Below are 23,542 nucleotides of genomic sequence, written 5' to 3'. Positions count from 1 at the left end.
TGAAAACCGTTACCAAGAACGGCTGGGAAGTGTCTAGTTTATTGGTGGCGATTCAAGATTTTTGGGGTGGTGACCAATGTTCTGCGGCAGATGAATCGTTCATCTAAAGGCTAAATGTTATGGATAAAGTCTTTGCATTAGTAGACTGCAATAACTTTTATGCTTCGTGTGAGAAGTTGTTCTGTCCAGATCTGACTGATAAGCCCGTTGTAGTTCTTTCCAATAACGATGGCTGTGTTGTTGCACGATCCAAAGAAGCAAAAGCTTTGGGAATAAAAATGGGGGTTCCATACTTTCAGATCCGTGAACTGAGGGAAAGCATGGGATAGTGGTGTTATCGTTGAATTACGTGCTCTATTCAGATATGTCATCGTGAGTGATGACTAAGGTTGAACCATTAGTATCGTCAGCTGAGCGCTACCCTATAGATTAAGCGTTTTTGGATCTAACCGGTGTTGCTTTATGTTTAGACTTAAGTGAGTTTGGTTATAAGCTCAGAATCGAGGATATTTTTCGTTACATGCAAAAATAGCGTTAAAAAAAATTGACAAATTTGAATTTGGTAAATATCTTGTTTCACTCTTGATTTCAAAGGTGTTGATAGTGTTTTTTTAAGGTTAATTCAAATTTTTTCACTAAATTATTTCATCATATTGTGTCAGAAAGAATAGATGTTAGTGCTGTAAGTAGTTAGTGAAAATTTTTCAAAATTCAGTATGGATGACAACGCAAGCATGGATGCTATAAAGTTAAGAAATAGCTTTGATTTGCTACTATTTTGCAGCAGATTTATATCTGGTGGCAACTCACTAAAAGAACAACGACTAGTTTCAAGAAAAAGATTCTTGCTCGCTATGTGTGGTATATCGAAATTTGACTCTGAAGCATTGAATCTTTGGTTACAATCTAGCAGCTTTTGTAACGCGGTAAAATTTCTTTCTACAAGAGATTTAATAGATTTAGAATCTTTATGTACTGTGAACAAAATGACTTTGCGAGGACATCACTTGGCCGGCAAGGTTAGAACTTTTCAAAATTGGGTTGGCCCCTCTTTAGATAAAGCAATTTATGTCCCCCCCTCTCATATAGATCTTGAATATTTATTGGACAATTTTATAGTTTCCTTAAACTCCAATAAGAATAATGGTCTAGATGCAATAATAAAAATTTACTCTGACCTTATCAAGATTCACCCCTTTGTTGATGGAAATGGAAGATGCTCCCGAGTTGTCTGGCTATCTCTTTTAAAAAGACCAACGCAATGTGTACCGCCTTTTATATATAGGTTAATTTGCTCGGATCCGGTAAGTCATGATGTTGCAGTAAGAACATACCCAGAACATATAAATGATTATTGGAATAGTATGAATCAATGGGGAGGCAAAAAAACCAATGAGATTATTACTTATATTGATCTAAAAATGAATGAATTGATTAGTTTGTTTTCTTTTTTTTTATTGAGCGAAAAATTATGCAATTTAATATCGCACCTTAGTAATTTTCCATATGTAGAAATAAACGGCGATGTTGAAATTTTTGGGTATTCCTTAAATGATTTGAAATATGAATTTTCCTTATTGGAAAGTATTGGCTTTGTTAGCAAGAGAGGTTTGAGAGCTGAAAATAAAACATTTTACGAATGTAGTTTTTTTTACAAAATGCATATAGAAATGGAAGATATAATAATGTGTAGGAGGCAGAGTTGAAATTACTAAATTCTAAAGTTGCATTTGCAATTTCATTGATTTTAGCAGGGAATGTTGTAGTGCAGAGCTTTATCGACGATGATAATGATTACGCCAACAATACAACACTAAAGTCAGGTTGGGGTTGGCTTGGGATAAATTCAGCTAACGCTGCAATGTCTTGTGATACGGATGATAATGGAGGTACTCGCTGCAGTATTGTTGTAGATCCTTGTGATGTGTATAATTGCAATCCTCCTCCGCCACCGCCACCTTATGACCCAGCCCCGCCACCAGAAGATCCTCCAGAAGATGGAGGCGGAGGAGAAGGCGGTGCTGATGCTCCGCCTGTTGATCCTAACCTAAAGGATTCCGACAATGATCGTAAAAATGACTGCTGGAAAGGTCTTGTAGGTGATAATGCAACAGGAATTAATTTAAGCAGCGACTGGGGGTGGAGAGGCTATGACTTCCACCCTGCTTGGGATATAGCAACTGCAGGGCAAACAGGAGTTAAGGCACGTTTTTGGGGCGATGCAAAGGTTTTAAATTACGGTTATGATAATAACAATGGATGGTATGTTGAATATGAAACTACTTTATCGAAGCATTTTGTTAAAGTGATTCATTTGCAAAGTATCGATAAAGGTGTCGAAAGAGGCAAAAATTATTTGATGGGTGATTTCTTTGGTGTGGTAGGAGGAACTCCGTTGAAGGAAGATGGAACTAATAAATACCCAATTCATTTGCATATGGCTATTTATAGTAGCGAAGCCAGTTATAATGAGTCCCGTATTAAACGCAGAGCTGCTGATACAGAATTCAAAAAAGATTTAGTAGATGCACAGTATTCTATTGATCCTGCAAATTTATTTAAAAATAATATATGCATTTTTCCTTCGTCAGTGAAGAGCTCAAATAATATGGCTCCACCAGACCCAGACGCACCGAAGCCTCCATGCTCCAACTGTAGTATTCCATAATTAAGGAGTTTATAATGAAAAATTTAATGTTATCGTTAATCCCATTTTTATCTTTTTTTTCTGTTGCTGATGTTCAAACAACAGCATACGGAAAAAATAATTACTGCGAAGTAACTTATGAAAATAACTCTTCTGCTTTAAATTCCATGCAAAATGGAAAAAAGTTGAAATCTATATTGCTAGAAAAAAATGTTAAGCTGAGTAAGTTTCGTTCTAAACATTATTGCGTATTGATTGATGATGCCACTAAGTCAGTGTCATTTTTTAACAAACAAACCGGTGAATTGTTTTCTTTCAAAAATTTTTCTTCTGTTGAAGAATCACCAGATGGTGATTTTGTTGCTATTGCAGAAAAGTCACTTAAAGAAAATAACGAATACATTAGCAAAATAACTTTATTATCAAAGAAAGGGAAATTTTCAATAAACAAGAATTTTGATGAGGTCATACAGCCAAGTGATTTCTATATGATATTTTCTTATGATAGCAATTTTCTGAATTTTTATGGTGTTAAGGACGGAGAAATATCATACAATACTATCGATCTGAAAAAATCTAAAGTGTATTCTAATCTTGCCAGCAATGAACTAACATACGACCGATGGCTTGCTGGGCAAGTTGAACAGAATTTTTCATTTACTGGACACTACCCGATAAATAATAATGAATACGTTGCGAAAACAAATCTTGGCGATATTTTGTACGTTGTAAATAATGATATAGTTTGGAAAGTCACCCCAAAAAGTAATGTGTCAACGACTGCTATCTTAGCTGTAGGAAGTATTTATGTCGTGGCAAAATCACCAGATGAAGGGTTGGTTTTGTATCGTAAAATAGATGGAAAGAAATTTAATGTAATAAGTGAGAACAATTTAAATATTTCTAGTGATGAAATTATTTTTAAAACGGACTTTAAATCTTCTAACATTGTAATAATTTATGCCAAAGATATGGAAGCAAACCATGTTAAAGTCTATAAGTTGAATCTAAACAATAAAAAAATGAAAATAATGGATGAAAAAGAAAATTGTGGATTTGATTTAGACTGCTAACTTCTGCGGCTAAGTAGAAATTATCTACCAATTTCATTCGTCAAATTTGCAAATAGAGATCTGATATTCTCAGATCTCTATTTTTCACTGGAATAACTTCTCGGTTACCCTTCCGGAAAGGGCAAGCAGGCTCTGTTCGAGCCCGCTTACATTTTAATCTTCCTCTTCTATATCGATTTCAACACCGAAGTAATCGTAGCCTGCGCAACTAATCCGCTCAGAATTTACACCACAAGCAACCAGACTTTGAATAAAACCAGCAGATTCATTTTCTGAATAATAGATAACATGCCATGACATATCAGGCAGCACATCGGCGATTCGTCTGAAGTAAGGATGGTCAATCTCGTTCAATGAGTTACCAATTACAACTACGGTTTCGATATCCTTAAGATTTTCAAAAAATTGACTGTGACGGGCCAAAACTTCATCTACTGGCTTTTTGAGTGCATGCAGTGGGTAGCGAGCGTTCCCTAATGCATCAGAAAACATGTCACGCGTTGAATCACCATTTTCATCAACATCTGGAACATCGTGAATTTCTCTTCCATGTCCAAAAATTAGCTCATCATGGTTGTCAACATTTCCATGAATATGCAATACACGATTACTATTGATCCCATATACAGATTGCAGCGTTGACGTATAGTTAAATGATATAAATAAGGCATCTTCCGGAAACTCAATCTTTGCAGCAGCTTCACTGACATCAATCTGTTGAATCCATTCAGCAAATTTTTCTCGAATTGATTCTACATGAGCATCGGTTTGTTCGGTCATTTCATCTTCCAGACCATAAACAAAGCTTGGCCTGAAATCATCTGCAGTCACATCTATTTCATTATATTCAGCTAATAGAATCTCGGGATCAAAAGCACCAAGTGCATTCTCAAAATCATACCAAGGGTTGTTGTTATTGAAATCAAGCGAATAGTAGTTTTCTATGTCAGAGAGTAATTTCTGTGCGAAGTCTGCAAAGTGCCCATAACTCGTTGGCAATTTATGCCACATATCAAAACCATTTCCGATGATATAAAGTGTACTCATCAATTCCGACCTAACCTGGGATGTTCAAGGGTTGTTTTTTTAAATGATGCCGCTACCTTACCCCAATATCATTAATTCGAAAACACCTTATCTATCTGAATTGACTAGATTTATTCGTCATTTGTGCTTGCAGACTACAATCCAGAAAAGTCCCAACGGTTCCTAAATCAATTGAAAAATAGCCATTTAAATCAGACATCTAACTCCATCACCCCTTGAGGCGCATAACACAATGTAATTGCATGGTGTTTCGTCATATCCAAAAGTGGCCGTGCTCCGGTTCATCCCCTTGCCAAACCCGGTACTTCCGGACAGACACAATCCGACTTAGATCATAGAAAATCGTCATCTTTCACCAAAAAAAGATAGCCAGGTTGGTTTTGGCTATCTTTGGGTGGATTTAGTCTTCTACCGTGGTTACCACGTCGAACACTTCCATCCGTACGTACTCAATGAAGTTCTGTTCGAACAAACGGTACATTTCTTCACCAACGGCAAGAACTTGTGGCCGGTAGCCGCGCATCTCAAAGCAGTTCTGGCCGAAGTCAAAATCCAGCTCTTTGGCAAGCTCTGCACACCAACCCAGCCCCACAAACGAGAAGCTGGTGATGTAGTCAAACTGCCAGGCGTTGTTTTTCCAAACCAGTCTGACTTCAACTGGATGATAACCACCAGCATTTGCTGAATAGTCCGGGTCCCGAAAGTTAATCGTCACTGCAGTTAGGGCATCAAGACCTTCTGTTGCTGTGATTAACCGTTGTAGCAATGTTTGCGCGAATTCATTGCTGACAGGCAAAGCAAGGCCATTCAGCACAATCGTCTGTTCCATAATGTATTCTCTTCGTTGATTTTCAGGGCTACGGGGTTGCAGCCTTTGCGGTATGAACAGGGTTAATTGCTCAGCCAGCGAGGGCCAGCAGGGTTTTGCATTTCAGCTCAAAATCAGCGGGAAGCTCGTGCAAGAAGGTTCCTTCCGGGCTTGGTTGGATAAGGCCGATATCAGCGCTTCGTAAAATGCCCGATAAGAAGGACACGTTGTTACTGCTTTTACCGACCATCACTTTTCTGAACACATTACTTTTGAAGTGCTGGTCTTTCAGTGGCTTCAACAGTTCAATGATGGCAGTGACACTGACCCATTCTTTTGAGTGCAGGCCACCACCTTCATTACCGCTAATTCGCAGATGTAAGCTGTTGTCTTCATCTTTTAAGGCCAGTTGAAAGAACACGGCCCCGGTTGATTTTGGACTGAGCTTACTGGCCACACCCTTATCAATTAAAAAGGTGTATCCCGCATCTGGATTGATAGCGTCAGTTGTTTCAGTCGCCTGGTCAGCTGCAACTGGTTCTTTTACTGCTTTAGTTGTCTTTGGTTTCATATCAATTTCCTTCAGATTTCAGTGTGCATCTGACTGGCGGATGCGTGATGGTGGGGTTTAATCACATTGCTTAGCGCGGCAATCGCGCTCATCAACACGGCTAAATCATCGATGTAACCGGCCCATATCAAAGGATCAGGCATGGCATCAAATGGATTTAGAAGGTAGAGGAGGGCAGCGACCACAACAGTCTTTGCCCAGGCAGGGCAGTCAGCATCGAGCAGCAGCGCATATAACAACAAAGCGGCCAGCATTAACTGCTTCAACCCTTTAATGTCTTTGAGCTTCTTGAGCATCGACTCATGAGGGACGCCGCTCATGGCTGGGCCCTTGTGCGTGCATCGGGCGTTAAAACAAGATAGGTCCCTGTGCCACTATCTGTGGTAATTGCCATCAACAGCTCATAACTGTCTGGCAAATACTCCACAACATCCGGCACAGATAACGCCTGCATCAACCGGTGATAGGTTGCTTCTCTGGGTAATACAGACAGCTCCAGCAGGTCATCACAGATAGCTAATAAGCAACCTGTTTCAGTCCAAAAGCCAATAGCACTGTCTTCGTCGCCAAAAGGCTCAATCAGGATTTGTTTCACCACAGCAAACACATGGTGCGGTAATGAGACGTTGTCTGGTGAAGGCCAGGCTTCAATCAATTGCATAGGTTTTGCTCCATAAATGAAAAAGCCCCAATCCGCGAACAGCAAAACTGTTCGACGGATTAGGGCTTCTGGGTTAAAAGTAACTGTTAGATTTGAAACAAGTCAGAGACTTTCTGACTGGTGTTCTGGATAGAGCGTAGGCTCAGTTTGGCGTAACGCTCTGAGCTTTGAATGGACTGGTGCGCAAGCTGGGCTTTCACTTCATTAAGGGAAAATCCAGCTGACACCATGTTACTGGCTGTTGTATGTCTTAACGTGTGAACACAGATGTTTTCCACATCGGTAATACCAGCCTCCAGTAACATCGTCCTAAACGAAAAGCGGATATCGCAAATCGGGCGTCCTTTCTTTATTCCGGGGAAGATGTAGGGGTTACCACGAACCTTAGGCACCATAGCCAGAGTTTCCAAAGCTAAGTCGGTCAGGTAAACAACCCGGCCACGCTTATTTTTAGTTTGCTCTGGTGGGATGATAAGGGTCCGCTTGTCCAGGTCCAGATTGTCATAAGTTGCATAACGCATTTCCGACGAGCGGCAACCCGTTAACAGCAACATGATAACCAAAGCCCCGACAGCTGGTTTCTTATAGTTTCGCGCCACTTTGATGAGTGCCTGCGACTCTTCCAAGTCCAGAAACCGGGTTCGGACATTGTTTTCCCGAAATAGCTGGATTTTGGCAGCCTGGTTCACCTCCACCAAACCAAGCCTTACTGCATGTGCACAAATTGTTTTTAACAACGCTAAGATGCGATTACAGGTAGCAGGGGTGTAGGGTTTACCATGTCGCTTGCGTAACTTTAAGCCCAGCTGAAATTGCTGCACCTGGGCCGCAGTCACTTCTTCAAAGCGCATATCGCCAAACGCCGGACCGATGAAATATTCAAAGCGCTGCTGATCTAATTTCCAGGATTTGTTCTTCCCCTTGATTAGCGGAAGATAGATATCCCAGAAAAATTGACTCACAGTCGGTATCTTCTTTATTTCATCCCGTTCAGCCTTTGGGTCATGACCTTCAGCGATCTGTTGTAGATGCTTCCGGGCAATCTTGCGAGCAAGCGTTACATCAATATCCGGGAAGCGTCCGATAGCTATTGAAGTCTTGCGCCCAGAATTGGTACTGTAACGAAGTAACCATCGTTTATTGCCTGATTTGCCAGAGAGGCACTTAAGTCCAATAACTTCAGTATCTGACACTTCTAAGTCAGTACCTTTTGCATCAGGCGGATTAGCGGGAAGCGCTTTAATACGCTCGTTGGTGAACTTGAATTTTTTCTCCATCTGAATACCTCACAGTGACAGTATCAGGTGGATTAATATATATTTAAAAAATCAGATAATTCTTCACTTTACCTTAGGCAAAGGAATGACACTAATAATCGCAGGTTATAAGCAAAAACAATTTTTATGGGGAAAGCCGCAGGATTATATTCCAGATCGAAAATCAGGAATTTTTATGGTGGCTGATAGCCTTATTAGCACTCAAACCCCCGGAGGTAGAAGAGCTCTTCTCTCTGAATTTAGGAAAATTGTAGAAATTCCAATTCAAATATGGGAACCACATTTTGTAGGAGAACATTTTAGCGATTACATTAAAGTGTTCACCACTTACAAATGCCTGGTGGCATTTGCTGGAAGCACACTTACTGCTCAACACATAATTAATAACATTTCAGGACATCTGGCTAAGTTAAGAATCGATTTTGAGAATATAGAAGAATTTAAATGTATAGTAAGAATGATCTGCGAAAAAAACAATCTTGTTAAAAATGGAATCTCGTCAGTATATGACGATGATATTTTCATTCCTGAGCGTGACTATCAAAATCTTGTGTCAGCCGAGTTTGTATCCGATGTCGTCGAACACTCAATTAACAAAGCTCTTGAATCCAAAATGAAGCATGTCATTGATATAGAGGCTCTTACTGCTATGCGAACAGAGATACTTCTCGGTCTCACTTGCCCTGTCAGCCGAATTGACCACCTATACAAATATCATTTTCTGTATCGAGAAATCCCTGGCGAAGGAGTAGAAACTTACTGTCAAAAAGAGTTGATTCAGGCAGATGAAGTTGGCGTTCTGGGGATGGTGAATACGTATAGTACAGAAGCATTAGAAATAGCTAGAAACTCGTTTAGAACAGGCACTACATTTCAAGAAGACATTACAAAATTTGTTGTTGAATCTGTAAGGAATGACAATACCAATGAAATTGGCCTTCCAGTCGCGGTTAAAACTATTGAAGGGAACAGCGTGAAGCAGGAATTTATTAAATAGAATAAATAATATCATTTTGGTAAAAGTACTTTAAAGGCAATATGTTTCATTTAAATTACCGGCTTCTTTCAAATTAACCACTTACAGGGGACATATTGTGTCGATAGCAAAGCATATTGAAAACGTCAAAGAACGTTTACGTAGAGGTGAGTACACTTCTGAAGCTGCTGTATCACAGGGTATCGTACTCAAAACGCTAAATGAACTGAACTGGCCGGTTTTCGATACTAGCATTGTCATTCCTGAATACTCACTTGAAAACCGCAGAGTAGACTATGCGTTATGCCACCCAGCAAATCGTCCATCTGTATTCATTGAAGTAAAGAAGGTTGGTTTTTCAGATGGTGCTGACCGTCAGCTTTTTGAATATGCATTCCACCTGGGCGTACCCATGGCTATCCTCACTGATGGTCAAGAATGGAGTTTCTATTTACCCGGTGAACAAGGGAGATACGATGAGCGACGAGTTTATAAACTTGATCTACTTGAACGCGACGTTGAAGAGGCTGTAAGCCGACTGCAAAGATATCTGCAGTATCAAAGAGTTTGCTCAGGTGAATCTTTACGATCTGCCAGAGAAGATTACCAAAATGTCGCACGGGGTCGAGAAGTCGAAAATGTTTTACCAAAAGCATGGTTGGCATTACTTGAAGAACCCGATTCTCTTCTTCTTGAGTTGTTAGCTGAAAAGGCTGAAGATCTTTGCGGTTATAAACCAGATTTGGACGCGTGTAGCAGGTTTCTAGCCAGGAGCCAACCACAAGCCTCAACTGTACAGATAGCTCAAACTGTGGTGCTTAAGAAACCACAAAATCCGGTAGTTAAAACCGAAAAGTCATCAGTAGTTAAAGCAATACCGCCAGTCACATTAAAACCCAATGATAGTTTCTCATATGTAATAGGCGATACCACGTATCAGGCGAATTCGGCGCGCGAAGTGATGATTAAAATATTTCAGTACATTGCTAAACAAGATACTGGTTTCCTAGACAGATATGCGTCCCGTAAGCATGGAAAAAAACGGCGTTACCTCGCGAAGAATAAGTTTGAGTTATATCCGGGACGAACAGACTTATGTGAAGAACATTCAATTGAGGTCATGCCGGGTTGGTGGATCGGAGTCAATTACAGCAGAGTGAATATTCAACAAATTATCGACCTGGCATTGGAGGTGGCTCGACCAAATGTTAGAGGCGCTATAAAAGTTAATGTCCTGTGATTATAAAGATCTCACGCATAGAAGTAATCGTATATTTGTTTGGGAGGTAGGGATTGACTGAACTCGATTTATATCTATTGGCTACGCTGTTTTGCTGCGTTTCAGCCTTTTATATGGGATTAAACGGTAGACTCCTGGAACTAAATAGAAAATCCCACATAGACGAGAACGGTAACCCTACGATGCCAAAGAACTCGGTATGTTTAGCAACTTATTTAGCGTTTTTTGTTGCGCTTGGTTACTATATTGCTTGGCTTGACCTTACTAATCAACCTATTTGGAAACTAGCCCCCATTTTCATACTCAGCTTCGTTAGCGCTTCTGCCGGAAGCACAACGATGACACCCAGTTTAAATATTGCAGTGCCTACTGCGGGTATTTTTGCTATCCCAGGGTTTTATCATGCAGTCCGTTACCTAGGAGTTATCTAAACTCGAGCATTATCGGAAACGTGCCATTATTTTAAGTCCGCGAACTATTACTTAATATTACATTTAACTTCATCGTATCAACATCTTAAATGATTCATGAAGAACACATGCGAACTATAGAATCAAATTTGCAGCACTCAAAAAAACGACTTATCTCTGTAGGTAGAGTTGCCGAAAGATAGTCAATTATTAGCGAGTTAATGGATTTTAAGAAGTTATCCAGCGACTGAATAAAAGGTTTGGAGTAAGAAATGGCAGATTTCACATTCATATCTGGTCAAAGTTATAAAAAATCCGATATTTACAAAATCTGTCATGTGCCGACGGATAAACAAAAGGGTAATTGGAATACAGGCTATACACAATGGAACGGGGATTGGTTCATTTTTTGTAATATCGGCACTGCGGGCCGAACAGGTCACGACTATGCAAATCGATTTGAAAATGAACTTCTACATTGGTATGGCAAAACAGCGTCACATGTTGACCAAGATTCTATTAAGAGTTTGTTAAGTAGGCAAAACAAAGTTCATGTTTTTTATCGCACAGATGACCGGAGCCCATTTAAATACGCAGGTGAAGCAAGCCCTCATAGCCATAAGCGAACATCGCCCGTTCAGATCACATGGTCTTTCCAAAAGAATTTAACGCAGACAAAGCATGCAAATTCAGCTTTAAATGAAACGCCAGATTTGCCGATGAGCATATACAACAAACAAGATCAAAGCTTTCCAGAAGAACTATCTGGAGGTACTACTTACCCCGAAGGAGCAATTAAGCAAATTTATGTGAACGCATTCGAGCGAAATGCAAAGGCAGTGTCGGATTGCAAAGCACATTATGGAACGTCCTGCGTAGTGTGCGGGTTTGATTTTGGTAAGATCTACGGGGAATTAGGTCAGGGCTATATCCACGTTCACCATCTAGTACAGTTGGCAGATATATCAAAAGAATACAAAGTAGACCCAATAAAGGATCTTCGCCCAGTTTGCCCAAATTGCCATTCGATGTTGCATCAACGTCGCCCCCCATTATCAATTGAAGAGCTAAAAAAGATTATTGGTCTTAATTAAGCAAGTAGAAAAATAAATGCAAGTCTGAGTTCAATCTGAACGAGGCATATAAGCAGGCACAGATCGTAAACGTTCTCCATAAAACAAGACTTGTACCGGAAGTACTGGAATTTTAGTGGGATGTTCAAAATACATTAAGCAAGCATCCCGTTCCTAAAATGTCATTCGTTTGCAAGTGATTGCAATTAATGCGAGCTAAAAACTAGACAAAACAAAACAGGGTATGGACCGGAGCGTCCATAGCTCTAGTTAAAAACTGCCAAAAATAAACTAATTTTAAGCTTTAATTCAGTCAAATTTTTTCAATGAAATCAAAAGCGTAAGGAACATTTGCAAGAGCAAATCCTAACAATGAAAGAGGTAATTGAAATAAGGGAATTTGGTGCCTGGGGTCGGACTCGAACCGACACGATATTTCTACCGGCGGATTTTGAATCCGCTGCGTCTACCGATTTCGCCACCCAGGCTTTGAGGGGTCTTGCGGGGTAAACAGCGCTGATTATACAAAGCTGGGCTGGCTTCGCAAGCAAAAAATCAATGACAACAGTTAATTGCGTAATTTTTAAGCGTGGCCTGTTTGGGCTTTGGCTGTTGTTGCCGCGCCTTGCCATGTTAAACTGCGGGTTTTCCGGCTTGAGCCGGCGAAGTGCGGGCCAGAATAAGTTGGGCTCAGACAAACAATTCGCCCGGCAAAAAAACGAGAGTTCAGATGATGTTTGCAGATACGCCAAGGGCGGGGCTGGTGCGCAGATTAGGCGTGCTGCTCTATGATTTTATGACGCTGATCGCTTTATTAATGCTGGCTATGTTGCTGGCGTTGGCGCTGGTGGCCGGTTTGGAAAAAGCCGGTGTACTGTCGTTGGTTGGTTATCAGGATGCCGCTGAATATATTCAGCGCCATGCCCTTTGGTTTCAGTTGTATTTGCTGGTGTGGGTGTTGTGGTTTTACCTGTATTTTTGGTGTAAAGCCGGCCAAACCCTTGGCATGCGCGCCTGGCGCTTATTGCTGGTGCAGCAAAATGGTGCGCCTGTCACCTTTAAACAAGCGCTGATCCGTTTATTTACTTCACTCGGTGGCCTTGGCAATTTATGGTTGCTGGTGCGCTGGAAACAAAAACTGGCGCTGCAGGATCAGCTGTCTGGCACCATGGTGCTGGTCTTAAGCAAAGAGCAAAGCCAGCAATTAAATGTACACCGTCAGGCGCGTTGATCTTTCTGGCTGCATTTGCTGTTTTAGCCGCCGTCACAGAGGCGATGGCGGGCTAAAACTGATATTTAACCCTGTTGCCGCTGTTTTTGGTTAAAAGCCGGTAAAACTGACAACCAACTGCTGCTTTGCACGCTGTTTTAGTCTGTGTTTTTAATCCACTGCTGAAAATTACAACAATTCTGTTTGAACCTAAGCTGCTGCAAGCTGCACAGGCGGCAACTTTGTGCCAGCGTTTTTTTCTGCTGCAGCTCTAAGCAACAAAGCCCTGCAAACCGCGGCTGGTAAGGGAAGCGTCAAGTTGTGCGTTGCTGCTGCCGTTTTGCTGGTTTGGCCTTTTTATTGTTTTAGTTAAAACACAGCTCAAGTTTTGCCGTGGGCGCCCGATATAAAAGTATCAGGGATCAGCAACGGGACCATATCATGCAAGAACATCAACGCCTGCAAAAAATTCGCGACATAGGCATTCGTTTGCATGAACTTGGCCTGGTCAGCAAAAAAGCTGAAGCCTCTTACGCATCTCTTGCAATTAACTACTTGTTTAGCTTGTATAAAATGCCAAAACCAAGCGGAATGTCCTTGCAGGAAACTTTGCAGCTGCTGGCTGAAGCTGTAGTGCAGGAGCACAAACTGGCGTACCGCCGGTTAAGTGCAGATTCTGTGCTGGAGTTTTTTAGTCACAGATATCAGGTGTCTGCTGCCTCACCTTTGGTGCATCCTTCTTATCGTCGTCGGAATACGGCATCAGCTAGCCTGCAATTTGCCTGATCTTGAAGTTTTGGGCGGGGAACGAGTGGCACTGAGCAGTTCACTGCAACAAAAAGGCTAAAAGTTAAAAAAGGAAAATATCAGCCGCTGCAGCCATATTTTTTGCGACGCATGTTGGCAGGGGTGGGACAGGAACCCCGGGCAGGAACGCCAGACTGATATTTTCCAAAACAGAAATAAACACCCGGGCCTGAACCCGGGCAGTAAAAAGTTACGTTAAATCAATACCTCCGGCAAAGCTGCGATATAAAGCCACCAATAACTGAAAATTCTGCTGACTTAACCTGGCTTGTTCATCCCGCGCCGCCAGTAGCTCCCGTTCTGCATCCAATAACTCCAGAAAATCGGCATTACCTGCGTCAAAACGGGCTTTGGAAAGCGCAACAGCTGTGCTGGTGGCGGCCACTTGTTGCTGCTGAATGAGCTGCTGGCGCCGGCTTAGGTTGTAACTTTCCAGGCTAAATTGCATATCACGCAGTGCATTAAGTACCTGCTGGCGAAAATCGGCCAGCGCCATTTGTTCACTGGCTTTGGCAGCTTTAATTCTCGCCTGCACTGAAGTCCAGTCGGCACCTTGCCAGCTTAAACTTGGCGCAACACTCCAGGCGCGTTGATCGCTGCCCAAAGTTAAACCCGGCGCTGAGATAAACCCCAGAAAGCCGCTGACCGAGACATTTGGATATAAATCAGCGGTGGCCACGCCAATATCGGCAGTGCTGGCGGCTAATTGCCGCTCAGTCTGTGCTATATCAGGTCTGTGGCGCAGCAGATCTTTGGCAACAGCTATCGCCTGGGGTTGTTTTAGCTCTGGCAAGGCTGGTGTGCCTGCTGCAGTTTGTTGTAACTGCAGCTGCTGCGGGCTCAAACCAAGCAAAGCCGCCAGCGTGGTGAAAGCGCGGCTTTTAGCGGTTTCAAACTGCGGCAAGCTGGCTTCCAGCTGATACAGCTGGGCTTTAATACGCGCCAGCTCTAAATCTGACGCCATACCAGCGTCGCGTCTGGCCAGAATTAATTTTTCAGTTTGCTGCATATTGGCCAGGTTTTGTTTGGCCACCGCCAGGCGCAGCTCGGCGCCCCGGTAATCGCCATAACTTTGTGCCACCTGGGCAATAATGCCAATTTGCGCATCTTGCCAGGCAAAGACCGCACTTTCTGCTCTGGCATTGGCCGCTTCGCTGGCGCGTTTTAACTTGCCGGTTAAATCTAAATCCCAGCTTAAAGTGCCGCGCAGTTGTGATTGGCGGTTGTAGAGTGCATTACCATCCTGGCTATTGGCAGCGCCTGCCACTTCGGCCGGTGTGCGAGTTGCCTGATAGCTGCTATCCAGCGCAGCTTTAGGCCAGAGGTTGTCGTTGCTGTCGGCAAATACCGCATAAGCCCTGGCCACATTGGCCTCTGCTTTAGCCAGCTGCTGGTTTTGCTCAAGCGCAATTTGAATAAGCCGGTTCAGCTCGGCGTCCTGAAACTTTTGCCACCATAAAGTGGCGTTGTCAGGAAGCGCCATGGCGCTTCCGACTTCAGGCATCGCCATGCTGGTGTTCAGTTCAGCAGGGCGCTGATAATCAGGGCCAACAGTGGCACAACCCAGCACAGTGCTGACCACCAAAGCCAGCAGCGCCAAGCGGGGTTTGGGCAGCAGGCTATTGCTGGCCATATTGAGTGTTGCACCGAATTTTGTGTTTAAGTTTGTATTAAAAAGCTTAGCCATGAGTCAGCTCCTGCGCGGTGGCCGCAGTGGTGCGGGCAGCTCTTTTAGCCAGCACATAATAAAACAGCGGGGTTAAAATCAGACCAAAAATGGTGACACCAATCATGCCGGCAAATACCGCCACCCCCATGGCCTGACGCATTTCAGCACCAGCGCCGGTAGAGAACACCATAGGCACTACCCCCATAATAAAGGCAATGGACGTCATCAGAATGGGGCGCAGCCGTAACCGTGCTGCTTCTAAAATGGCCGCCAGTGGCGCCATGCCGTGGTCTTGTTTTTCCTTGGCAAATTCCACCATCAAAATGGCGTTTTTGGTGGCAAGGCCAACCAGCACTATGAGGCCAATTTGGGTGAAAATATTGTTGTCACCGCCGTATAACAGCACACCGCTGATGGCTGACAGCAAGGTCATAGGCACTATTAAAATAATGGCCAAAGGCAGACTTAAACTTTCGTATTGCGCTGCAAGCACCATAAACACCAGCAGCACCACCAGCGGGAACACCAGATATTCGGCACTACCGGCCAGAATTTGCTGATAAGACAGTTCTGTCCACTCGTAGGTCATGCCGGCTGGCAGGGTTTCGGCCAGAATTTTTTCAATAGCGGCCTGGGCTTCGCCAGAGCTAAAACCAGGCGCCGGACCCCCGTTAATTTCGGCAGTGGTGTAACCGTTGTAGTGCATCACCCGGTCCGGGCCTGCGCTGTGCGCCACCTGCACAAATGAACCCAGCGGTATCATATCGCCTTGATTATTCACAACTTTAAGCGCTGCAATTTGAGCAGGGTCCTGCCGGAAGCTTTCATCAGCCTGCACATTCACCTGATAGGTGCGGCCAAACTGGTTAAAGTCGTTGGCATAGGTCGTGCCCAAATAACCCTGTAACGTCTGGAACAGCGTGTCTAAAGACACACCCTGAGCTATGGCTTTGCTGCGGTCCACGTCTAAATCCAGCTGTGGCACATTCACCTGGTAACTGGAAAATACCCCAGCCAGTTCAGGCGTTTGCCAGGCTTTCATCATCACTTGTTGCGTCACTTTGGCAAGTTCGACATAACCTAAGTTGGCTCTGTCCTGAATTTGCAGGCGGAAACCCCCAATGGTGCCTAAACCCTGTACCGGTGGTGGCGGGAATATGGCAATAAAAGCGTCCTGAATACCGGCAAATTTGGCATTTAAATCCGCAGCTATGGCCTGTGCCGACAGCTCCGGGCTTTGCCGCTCGTCAAAGTCTTTCAGCGGTGTAAACACAATGCCGCTATTGGGGCTATTGGTAAAACCATTGATGCTAAGACCAGGGAAGGCCACTGAGTTGGCAACACCAGGGTGCTCCAGTGCAATACGCGACATTTCTTTGATCACAGCTTCTGTGCGTTCTAACGAAGCCGCGTCCGGCAACTGGGCAAAGGCCACCAGATATTGTTTATCCTGGCCCGGCACATAACCTGTGGGTGTGCTGTGGAATAAGCCTGCGGTTAAAACCAACATACCCACATAGATAATACCAACCAGAGCACCAAAACGAATCACTTTGCGCACCAGCAGGCCATAACCTAAAGATGCTCTATTAAACAAGCGGTTAAATGGCTGGAATAACCAACTGCCTAAAGTTCTGTCTATCAGGCGGGTCAGTTTATCTTTAGGTGCATCATGGGCTTTTAACAACAAAGCCGACAACGCCGGGCTTAAAGTTAAAGAGTTAATAGCCGAGATAAAGGTAGAAATCGTAATGGTCAGTGCAAACTGCTTATAAAACTGGCCTGTTAAGCCTGTCATAAAAGCAGTTGGAATAAAGACCGCCGCTAACACCAAAGTGGTGGCAACAATTGGGCCTGTCACTTCTTTCATCGCTTTTTGTGTGGCCTCAAGCGGGCTTAAACCATCGGCAATATTACGCTCAACGTTTTCAACGACCACTATGGCGTCGTCCACCACAATCCCAATGGCCAGTACCAGACCAAATAAACTTAAGGCGTTCAGCGAAAAACCCATTAAGTGCATAAAAGCAAAGGTACCGACCAGCGACACCGGCACTGCCACCAGCGGAATAATAGAAGCACGCCAGGTTTGCAGGAATAACACCACCACCAGCACCACCAACAGCACAGCTTCGAGCAGGGTTTTGACTACAGCTTCAATAGAACCACGCACAAACACCGTTGGGTCGTAGACGATGTCGTAACTTAAACCTTGCGGGAAACTTTTCGACAGTTCCGCCATTTTGGCGCGCACATCATCAGAGATTTGAATGGCATTAGAGCCCGAAGCCTGAAACACCGGAATGGCCACAGCGTCTTTGTTATCCAGCAGAGATTTCAGCGCATAACTGCTGGCTCCCAGCTCTAATCTGGCCACATCTTTTAACCGGCTGATTTCACCTTGTGGCCCCACTTTAATAATAATGTCGCCAAATTCTTCCACTGAAGTCAGCCGGCCTTTGACATTGATAAGGAGCTGAAAATCGCTTTGGCCTGAAGGCTGGGCACCTAAACTACCGGCAGCTGCCTGTTGGTTTTGTTCACGAATGGCGGCCACTATATGCTGAGGGGTGAGATTCAGCGCTGACACTTTATGTGGGTCCAGCCACACGCGCAGGCTGTATTCACCGGCACCAAATAACCGCACAGCACCCACACCTTCAATGCGTGCCAGTTCGTCTTTGACGTTTTGCGCCGCATAGTTGGATAAATACAGCATGTCGTAGCGGTTATCCGGCGACGTTAAATGCACCACCATGGTTAAATCCGGTGAGGATTTTTCGGTGACAATCCCCAGGCGTTGTACTTCCTGTGGCAAGCGTGGTTTAGCGCGGTCAACCCGGCTTTGTACCTGCGTCTGGGCGCGGTCGACATCGGTGCCAATGGCAAAAGTAATGGTCAAGGTCATCCGGCCATCAGAAGTGGCCTGGGATGACATATACAACATATTTTCCACACCGTTAATTTCCTGCTCTAACGGCGAGGCCACGGTGTCGGCAATCACTTTTGGATTGGCGCCAGGGTAGTTGGCGGTCACCACCACTGTGGGTGGCACTACTTCCGGATATTCGGTAATAGGCAGTTGCCACACAGCTATGGCACCACTGATAAAAAACAGCAGCGACAGCACAGCGGCAAAAATCGGTCTTTTAATAAAAAATTGCGAAAGCATAAGGGCTCCTTAACCGCGGCTATTGCCAGTGGTATTGCTGTGTTGGCCGTTGTTTTGGCTGAGTGAGACCGGCGCTGTGTGCAACGGCTCTTTGCTCAGTAACTCTGTTGCCTCATCCAGTTGTTGCTGACTGCTTTTGAGTGCCTTTAAGGTTTCAGCAGAGGTCATGGCTACAGGGTTGGGTGTGATCTGCATGGTGGGGCGTACACGTTGTAAGCCATTGACCACTATGCTTTCATTGCCCTTGAGTCCTTGTTTGATAATGCGCAGGCCCCCGACTTTTTCACCCAGAGTGACAGCGCGGTATTGCAGTTGTTGTTTGTCATCCACCACCAGCACAAACTTGTTGCCAAGGTCGGTGCCCACCGCTTTGTCGTCAATCAGAATGCCGTTGTAGCTGGCGCTGCCCATCAGTTTGATTTTGGCAAAAAGACCTGGGATCAACAGGTTATCTTTGTTGTCAAACACTGCTCTGGCGCGGATGGTGCCGGTTTGCGGGTTCATACTGTTATCGAGAAAATCCAGCGCGCCGCTAAAGCGGTAGTTGTTGTCAGACGCCAATGCCATTTGCACCGGAATAGCGGCGCGGCTGTCAGCACGTTCACCTGTGGCAGCCTGGGCCACATATTTCAGATAACTTTGTTCGTCGGCATCAAAATACGCATAAATTTTGTCGGTAGAGACAATACTGGTCAGCTGGCTTTGGCCGGCATGCACAAAGTTGCCGCTGGTGATCAGCGCATTAGACACCCGGCCGCTGATCGGCGCTGTTACTTTACTGTGGGTTAAATCCAGTTGTGCTTTATCAAGGGCCGCACTGACAGCCGCCACCTGGGCTGCACTTTGTTCCAGCCTGGCGCGGCGGGCGTCCAGCAGTTCTTCGGCAATAGCGTTTTGCTTGCGTAATTGTTCAGCGCGCTGCAGATCATTTTTGGCCAGCTGCAGCTGACTTTTGGCTGCTGTTAACTCGGCGCTCAGTCGTTTGACTTCAGCGACAAAAGCACGATCATCAATCTGAAACAACAAATCACCCTGTTGCACCAGCTGACCTTCCTGAAACAACACCTGGGTCAGGTAACCCGATACTCTGGGCACCAAAGCCACAGTTTGTGGTGCCTGTAAGCGACCGGTAAATTCGTCCCATTCGGTAATGCGCTGTTGCACCACAGTGGCGACATCAACAGTGGGGCCAGCCTGGGTGGCTGTCGGCGGCGCAGCTTCAGGTTGACTACAGGCGGCGATAACCACAGCGCTGATGCTGGCGAGCAAAAAGTTTCTGACAGGATGTAAGTTACGCATAACAAGGTCCTTATAAGCTTGAGCTAACGGCAATCACTTCAGATTGCTGGATTCTGTACTGAATGGTATATTGTACTGGTCGGTAAATATATAGGATGTGATGTCGGAGTCAACCTTTATTTGTACCAAGTGGTAAAAAATGACAGACGATTTTCTGCTAAGCACAATGCAGTTTGGTTCTATCAAAAATGATCTCTGGCGCAGGGCATCGTTTAACTGGTTGAATTGCCTGAGTGTTGCGGCTGCTTTTTTACTGAGCCTTTATAAGTGGCAATATTTTTGTACCGCTTGGTAGATATCGCTGACTTTACAAGGCTTTTAAAGCTGTTTACTCTGTCGGCATTAAATTACCTTGTTGTCGTTATGGTTATTGAGGAGTTTTGTGATGTCAGACAGCCAGACTCAGGTAGGGCGCCCACGCGCTTTTGACCTGGATAAAGCTTTGCAAAAAGCCCTCGAGGTGTTTTGGGAAAAGGGTTATGAAGGGGCGTCGCTGCCGGATCTCACCGAAGCCATGGGCATTAACAAACCCAGTTTATATGCTGCTTTTGGTAATAAAGAGCAGTTGTTTTTAAAAGCGATTGAACTGTACGAAAACCGCCCTTGTGCTTTTTTTAAGCCCGCTTTATTACAACCAACAGCGTATCAGGTGGCCGAACATATGCTGTTTGGCGCAGCGGCGGCCAATGCCGATCCAAGTCATCCAAAAGGTTGTGTGGTGGTGCAGGGCGCTTTGTCGTGCAGCGACAGCGCCAATAATGTGAAACAGGCATTGATTGAAAAACGCCGGAACGGTGAGCTGCAATTACAACAACGGCTGGAACAGGCCAAAGCTGCCGGAGAGTTGCCCGCTGACGCCGACTGTGGTGCGCTGGCCAGTTATCTGGTGGTGCAAATTCAGGGCATGTCGATTCAGGCGGCCAATGGCGCCAGTGCCGAACGGCTGCAGCAAGTGGCTGCTATTGCACTGCAAGGTTTTAAGGCGATGTTGCAACAGGTCTAAGTTTATTTCATCAGTTGTTTTACCTTAAGGTTTGGTTTTTTGGCGGATCGCCTGTTTACAATGCCCTGCAGTGGAAAAACTGCCCGCCAGTTGTGACCAGCCATCCCCAGGGCTGTGCTGGGCACAAATAACACCGCCGGTGACGTTGCTTTGCCACAAAAACCAGGGCGCCGGCGCAGCTACGCCCAGAGTGCTGCTGGCTATCCCCAGGAATATCAGCCATTTGATGCGGTTTTTCATCTGAACTCCTCTATACAAGCTGAAACTGCAGTAAGCTTCTGCGCGATAAAACTGCGCTGAGATATAAAGCCACGCTGATACACAACACTGCGCCAATATTGGCTAGCAAAGCCGATGCCAGTTCGCAGCGTCAATTTTTCCTGCAAGTCAAGCCCGCCGCCATTCTGACTGTTTTGCCAGCAAATTGAACCCGCACTGCAACTTTGCAGTCAGAGTAAAACATGCGTCAGTTGAGTTGTGGTTTTCACCTGTGGTAGCGAAGACCTGATTGCACGCGTGACACCTGAGAGCAACACAAGGAGTCACACGCTATGTATCATGCCACTATCCCCGACAATGAGCCGATGCGGCTTGCCACTTTACACACTTCACAGTTATTAAATTGCCGTGGTAGCGAGCAGTTTAACCGCTTGATCCGGCTTGGCAGGCGCTTATTACAAATGCCGATGTGCGCCATTCATCTGGTGGATGCTGAGCAAATCCGTGTATTGGCGGCACAGGGTTGCAATTTATCCGGTAGTGCGCGGCAAAGTTCCTTTTGTGGTCACACTATATTGGGCGACGATGCTTTAGTGATCCAGGACACCCGCCATCATCCGTATTTCTTTGACCATCCGCTGGTGCAGGGGGCCGATGGCATACGCTGTTATGTTGGCGTACCGCTGCGGGCTTTTAATGGCTGCAAAATTGGCACCTTATGTTTGATGGACAAAATCCCCCGGGAAATTTCGGCGGATGATTTAGCTGCGCTTAGAGATCTGGCGCTGTTAACAGAGCAGGAAATGGCGTCCTGTCAGCTGGCCATTATTGACGACTTAACCAGTCTGGTGAACAGGCGGGGCTTTGAAACCATGGCCAGATTGCTGCTCAACAGCAGTGAAAGGCAGGGGTTGCCGGCAGTGTTGTTGTATTTTGATTTAGATGGTTTTTCTACACTCAATCATGCTTATGGTGAAGCTGAAGGCGACAGGGCTTTGATGCGTTTTGCCCGGTTGCTGAAACAAACCTTCAGAGGCAGTGATGTGATAGGTCGGCTTGGTGATGATGAGTTTGCCGTGCTGGTGGCGAACAGTAATGCGCTGCAGGCCGAGCAGATAGTCGACAGGTTACGTCAGAGCACCCAATTGCAGCAAAGTCAGGAAAGCTGGAGCAGCCCGCTGCAATTTAGTGTGGCTGCGGTGCATTATTTGCCGGATCAGGGGCCCAGCCTGGAGCATTTATTAAGCCGGGCTGATCAACTGATGTATCAGCGTCAGCAAGGCCAGCGTTTGTGCTGACCGCCATGCGGTTTGTGCAAATCTGTTTTAAAAAGCCATAAAAAAACCACCGCAAGGTGGTTTTTTTATGGTTCTGTCGGCGCAGTGTGAATACAACCTAATCACTGCACTTAAGCGTAACAGCTTAAGCTGCTGTTACCGGCAACTTTTGAATTAAAGCGCCAATGCGGTCCAGTGAGCTGAAGTGTGCGTAAATAGCTGGTAATACACCAAATTTACGCAGTGACAGGAATTGTTCATCGCTCAGGGCGTCAAACTTTTCACGGTTAATCACAAAAAAGCCATCTAAACGGTGCTGATTGCCGGCGGCATCTGTGTATTGCAGGCCATCCGCTTTAAATAAGTCCATTTCTTCCATCTGTTTAACAATATTACGGCTGACAGTGTTGGAATCGATATAATCGCGGAAGAACTTATTTACACCTTCAAAAAACTCAGTATTGCTGCCATCTTCGTTAAACATCGGCTGACCTTCGGTGCGGCTGACGTTTTCGGCTTGCTCGTTCACGCAAAGTACCAGCTGCTCATCACTGGCTTGAGCCAGAGTGAAAGGGTAAGTGCGGATAGAAGCCGGCAGGTAACCGCCAGTGTAAGTGTCGTTTTCAACAAACAGGTTTTGCTGTTCTTTTAAGCCATACACTGCTACCGCGTTGTAACCGCTGTTGTCCTGGTTTTTTAAGAAGAAAATCGGGAAAAAAGGCGCAGCAGCGACAAATTCCTGCAGCATCAGCGGCGCCACATTACGGCCGTTGACGGCTTCTAATGAAAATTTTGGTAATATTTTTAAGTCTTTGTGAGTTTCATTGCTTAATGGGACTGGCTTAGCGAGCATAATGATTCCTTTAGAATGTCAGGGGGCCGGGCAGACAGCGGTCGAATTCGCAGCGCGCCAGCGCAGCAGGCGTAAGCTGTGGCGCCATTGCCGGCCTTTTTTAAGATACCGCAGCACCATACTATAAAAATATGACAAAATACCAGTGCAGTTTTGCAGAAATATGCTACCTAAAACGGCATCATCAGCGCCTACCAAAGCAGGTGCAGAATTAACGATCTGAATTTACAAATGAAAGCCAGGCTCGACC

Annotated in this window: 23 protein-coding genes and 1 tRNA gene; 12 read left to right on the top strand and 12 right to left on the bottom strand. The window is 45.0% G+C overall.

Annotation, left to right across the window (positions count from 1 at the left end):
• Window positions 1-119: 119 nt before the first annotated feature.
• The 4 genes from V7P87_RS13785 (at window position 120) to V7P87_RS13770 (ending at window position 3,720) form a co-directional block, all read left to right on the top strand.
• The gene (locus V7P87_RS13785; protein WP_333797945.1) at window positions 120-329 is read left to right on the top strand and encodes a Y-family DNA polymerase; all 210 of its coding nucleotides are present in this window, start codon (window positions 120-122) and stop codon (window positions 327-329) included.
• 387 nt (window positions 330-716) lie between these two features.
• Window positions 717-1,706: a Fic family protein gene (locus V7P87_RS13780; RefSeq protein WP_333797944.1), complete on the top strand. Its 990-nt coding sequence runs from the start codon at window positions 717-719 to the stop codon at window positions 1,704-1,706.
• A complete protein-coding gene (locus V7P87_RS13775) occupies window positions 1,703-2,668 on the top strand; it encodes a hypothetical protein (RefSeq protein ID WP_333797943.1) in 966 nt (321 codons plus the stop codon). Before V7P87_RS13780 ends, V7P87_RS13775 begins: the two co-directional genes overlap by 4 nt.
• 14 nt (window positions 2,669-2,682) lie before the next feature.
• On the top strand, window positions 2,683-3,720 hold the full coding sequence (locus tag V7P87_RS13770) for a hypothetical protein (RefSeq protein WP_333797942.1): 1,038 nt from the start codon (window positions 2,683-2,685) through the stop codon (window positions 3,718-3,720).
• Window positions 3,721-3,873: 153 nt separating this feature from the next.
• On the opposite strand, the gene V7P87_RS13765 is transcribed toward V7P87_RS13770, so the two are convergent.
• The 6 genes from V7P87_RS13765 to V7P87_RS13740 all read right to left on the bottom strand — a co-directional run bounded on the left by V7P87_RS13765 (window position 3,874) and on the right by V7P87_RS13740 (window position 8,084).
• On the bottom strand, window positions 3,874-4,767 hold the full coding sequence (locus V7P87_RS13765; RefSeq protein WP_333797941.1) for a bacteriophage abortive infection AbiH family protein: 894 nt from the start codon (window positions 4,765-4,767) through the stop codon (window positions 3,874-3,876).
• A 400-nt stretch (window positions 4,768-5,167) separates the two neighbouring features.
• Window positions 5,168-5,596 carry a DUF2787 family protein gene (locus V7P87_RS13760; RefSeq protein ID WP_333797940.1) on the bottom strand — a complete coding sequence of 143 codons (429 nt, stop codon included), beginning with the start codon at window positions 5,594-5,596 and terminating at the stop codon, window positions 5,168-5,170.
• Between the two features lie 70 nt (window positions 5,597-5,666).
• Window positions 5,667-6,146, bottom strand: coding sequence for a hypothetical protein (locus V7P87_RS13755; protein WP_333797939.1), 480 nt, complete (start codon window positions 6,144-6,146; stop codon window positions 5,667-5,669).
• An 11-nt stretch (window positions 6,147-6,157) separates the two neighbouring features.
• Window positions 6,158-6,466, bottom strand: coding sequence for a YkvA family protein (locus V7P87_RS13750; RefSeq protein ID WP_333797938.1), 309 nt, complete (start codon window positions 6,464-6,466; stop codon window positions 6,158-6,160).
• Window positions 6,463-6,807 (bottom strand): hypothetical protein, encoded by a 345-nt coding sequence (locus V7P87_RS13745; protein WP_333797937.1) that lies wholly within the window; start codon window positions 6,805-6,807, stop codon window positions 6,463-6,465. Before V7P87_RS13745 ends, V7P87_RS13750 begins: the two co-directional genes overlap by 4 nt.
• An 86-nt stretch (window positions 6,808-6,893) precedes the next feature.
• On the bottom strand, window positions 6,894-8,084 hold the full coding sequence (locus tag V7P87_RS13740) for a tyrosine-type recombinase/integrase (protein ID WP_333797936.1): 1,191 nt from the start codon (window positions 8,082-8,084) through the stop codon (window positions 6,894-6,896).
• An 85-nt stretch (window positions 8,085-8,169) separates the two neighbouring features.
• On the opposite strand from V7P87_RS13740, the gene V7P87_RS13735 reads away from it, so the two are divergent.
• From V7P87_RS13735 to V7P87_RS13720, 4 genes are all read left to right on the top strand, one after another.
• Window positions 8,170-9,081, top strand: coding sequence for a hypothetical protein (locus V7P87_RS13735; RefSeq protein ID WP_333797935.1), 912 nt, complete (start codon window positions 8,170-8,172; stop codon window positions 9,079-9,081).
• Between the two features lie 97 nt (window positions 9,082-9,178).
• Window positions 9,179-10,300 carry a hypothetical protein gene (locus V7P87_RS13730; RefSeq protein WP_333797934.1) on the top strand — a complete coding sequence of 374 codons (1,122 nt, stop codon included), beginning with the start codon at window positions 9,179-9,181 and terminating at the stop codon, window positions 10,298-10,300.
• 53 nt (window positions 10,301-10,353) lie between these two features.
• Entirely contained in the window at window positions 10,354-10,731 is a 378-nt protein-coding gene (locus tag V7P87_RS13725; protein ID WP_333797933.1) for a hypothetical protein, read from the top strand.
• Window positions 10,732-10,982: 251 nt separating this feature from the next.
• Window positions 10,983-11,804, top strand: a complete 822-nt coding sequence (locus V7P87_RS13720) for an HNH endonuclease (RefSeq protein WP_333797932.1) — start codon at window positions 10,983-10,985, stop codon at window positions 11,802-11,804.
• 380 nt (window positions 11,805-12,184) lie between these two features.
• On the opposite strand, the gene V7P87_RS13715 is transcribed toward V7P87_RS13720, so the two are convergent.
• Window positions 12,185-12,271 (bottom strand) — tRNA-Leu (locus V7P87_RS13715).
• Window positions 12,272-12,513: 242 nt separating this feature from the next.
• Between V7P87_RS13715 and V7P87_RS13710 the strand changes: the two genes are divergently transcribed.
• Both V7P87_RS13710 and V7P87_RS13705 read left to right on the top strand, forming a co-directional pair.
• Window positions 12,514-13,014: an RDD family protein gene (locus V7P87_RS13710; protein WP_333797931.1), complete on the top strand. Its 501-nt coding sequence runs from the start codon at window positions 12,514-12,516 to the stop codon at window positions 13,012-13,014.
• Between the two features lie 420 nt (window positions 13,015-13,434).
• Window positions 13,435-13,779, top strand: coding sequence for a hypothetical protein (locus V7P87_RS13705; protein ID WP_333797930.1), 345 nt, complete (start codon window positions 13,435-13,437; stop codon window positions 13,777-13,779).
• A gap of 211 nt (window positions 13,780-13,990) precedes the next feature.
• Here V7P87_RS13705 and V7P87_RS13700 read toward each other — a convergent pair whose 3' ends face one another.
• From V7P87_RS13700 to V7P87_RS13690, 3 genes are read right to left on the bottom strand one after another with little or no spacing between them, the layout of a single operon-like run.
• Window positions 13,991-15,487: an efflux transporter outer membrane subunit gene (locus tag V7P87_RS13700; RefSeq protein WP_333797929.1), complete on the bottom strand. Its 1,497-nt coding sequence runs from the start codon at window positions 15,485-15,487 to the stop codon at window positions 13,991-13,993.
• A complete protein-coding gene (locus V7P87_RS13695) occupies window positions 15,480-18,641 on the bottom strand; it encodes an efflux RND transporter permease subunit (RefSeq protein WP_333797928.1) in 3,162 nt (1,053 codons plus the stop codon). Before V7P87_RS13695 ends, V7P87_RS13700 begins: the two co-directional genes overlap by 8 nt.
• A gap of 9 nt (window positions 18,642-18,650) precedes the next feature.
• Entirely contained in the window at window positions 18,651-19,940 is a 1,290-nt protein-coding gene (locus tag V7P87_RS13690; RefSeq protein ID WP_333797927.1) for an efflux RND transporter periplasmic adaptor subunit, read from the bottom strand.
• A gap of 385 nt (window positions 19,941-20,325) precedes the next feature.
• On the opposite strand from V7P87_RS13690, the gene V7P87_RS13685 reads away from it, so the two are divergent.
• Window positions 20,326-20,943: a TetR/AcrR family transcriptional regulator gene (locus V7P87_RS13685; RefSeq protein ID WP_333797926.1), complete on the top strand. Its 618-nt coding sequence runs from the start codon at window positions 20,326-20,328 to the stop codon at window positions 20,941-20,943.
• A gap of 24 nt (window positions 20,944-20,967) precedes the next feature.
• Here V7P87_RS13685 and V7P87_RS13680 read toward each other — a convergent pair whose 3' ends face one another.
• Window positions 20,968-21,183 carry a hypothetical protein gene (locus tag V7P87_RS13680; RefSeq protein WP_333797925.1) on the bottom strand — a complete coding sequence of 72 codons (216 nt, stop codon included), beginning with the start codon at window positions 21,181-21,183 and terminating at the stop codon, window positions 20,968-20,970.
• A 311-nt stretch (window positions 21,184-21,494) separates the two neighbouring features.
• On the opposite strand from V7P87_RS13680, the gene V7P87_RS13675 reads away from it, so the two are divergent.
• On the top strand, window positions 21,495-22,460 hold the full coding sequence (locus V7P87_RS13675) for a sensor domain-containing diguanylate cyclase (RefSeq protein ID WP_333797924.1): 966 nt from the start codon (window positions 21,495-21,497) through the stop codon (window positions 22,458-22,460).
• Between the two features lie 124 nt (window positions 22,461-22,584).
• Here V7P87_RS13675 and V7P87_RS13670 read toward each other — a convergent pair whose 3' ends face one another.
• Window positions 22,585-23,292, bottom strand: coding sequence for a SapC family protein (locus tag V7P87_RS13670; RefSeq protein WP_333797923.1), 708 nt, complete (start codon window positions 23,290-23,292; stop codon window positions 22,585-22,587).
• Window positions 23,293-23,542 lie beyond the last annotated feature (250 nt).

Origin of the sequence: Rheinheimera sp. (assembly GCF_036782235.1) — a bacterium.
Taxonomy (GTDB): Bacteria; Pseudomonadota; Gammaproteobacteria; order Enterobacterales; family Alteromonadaceae; genus Pararheinheimera.
Note: the sequence above shows the minus strand (reverse complement) of the source record. Positions and strands in the feature narration are given on the sequence as shown.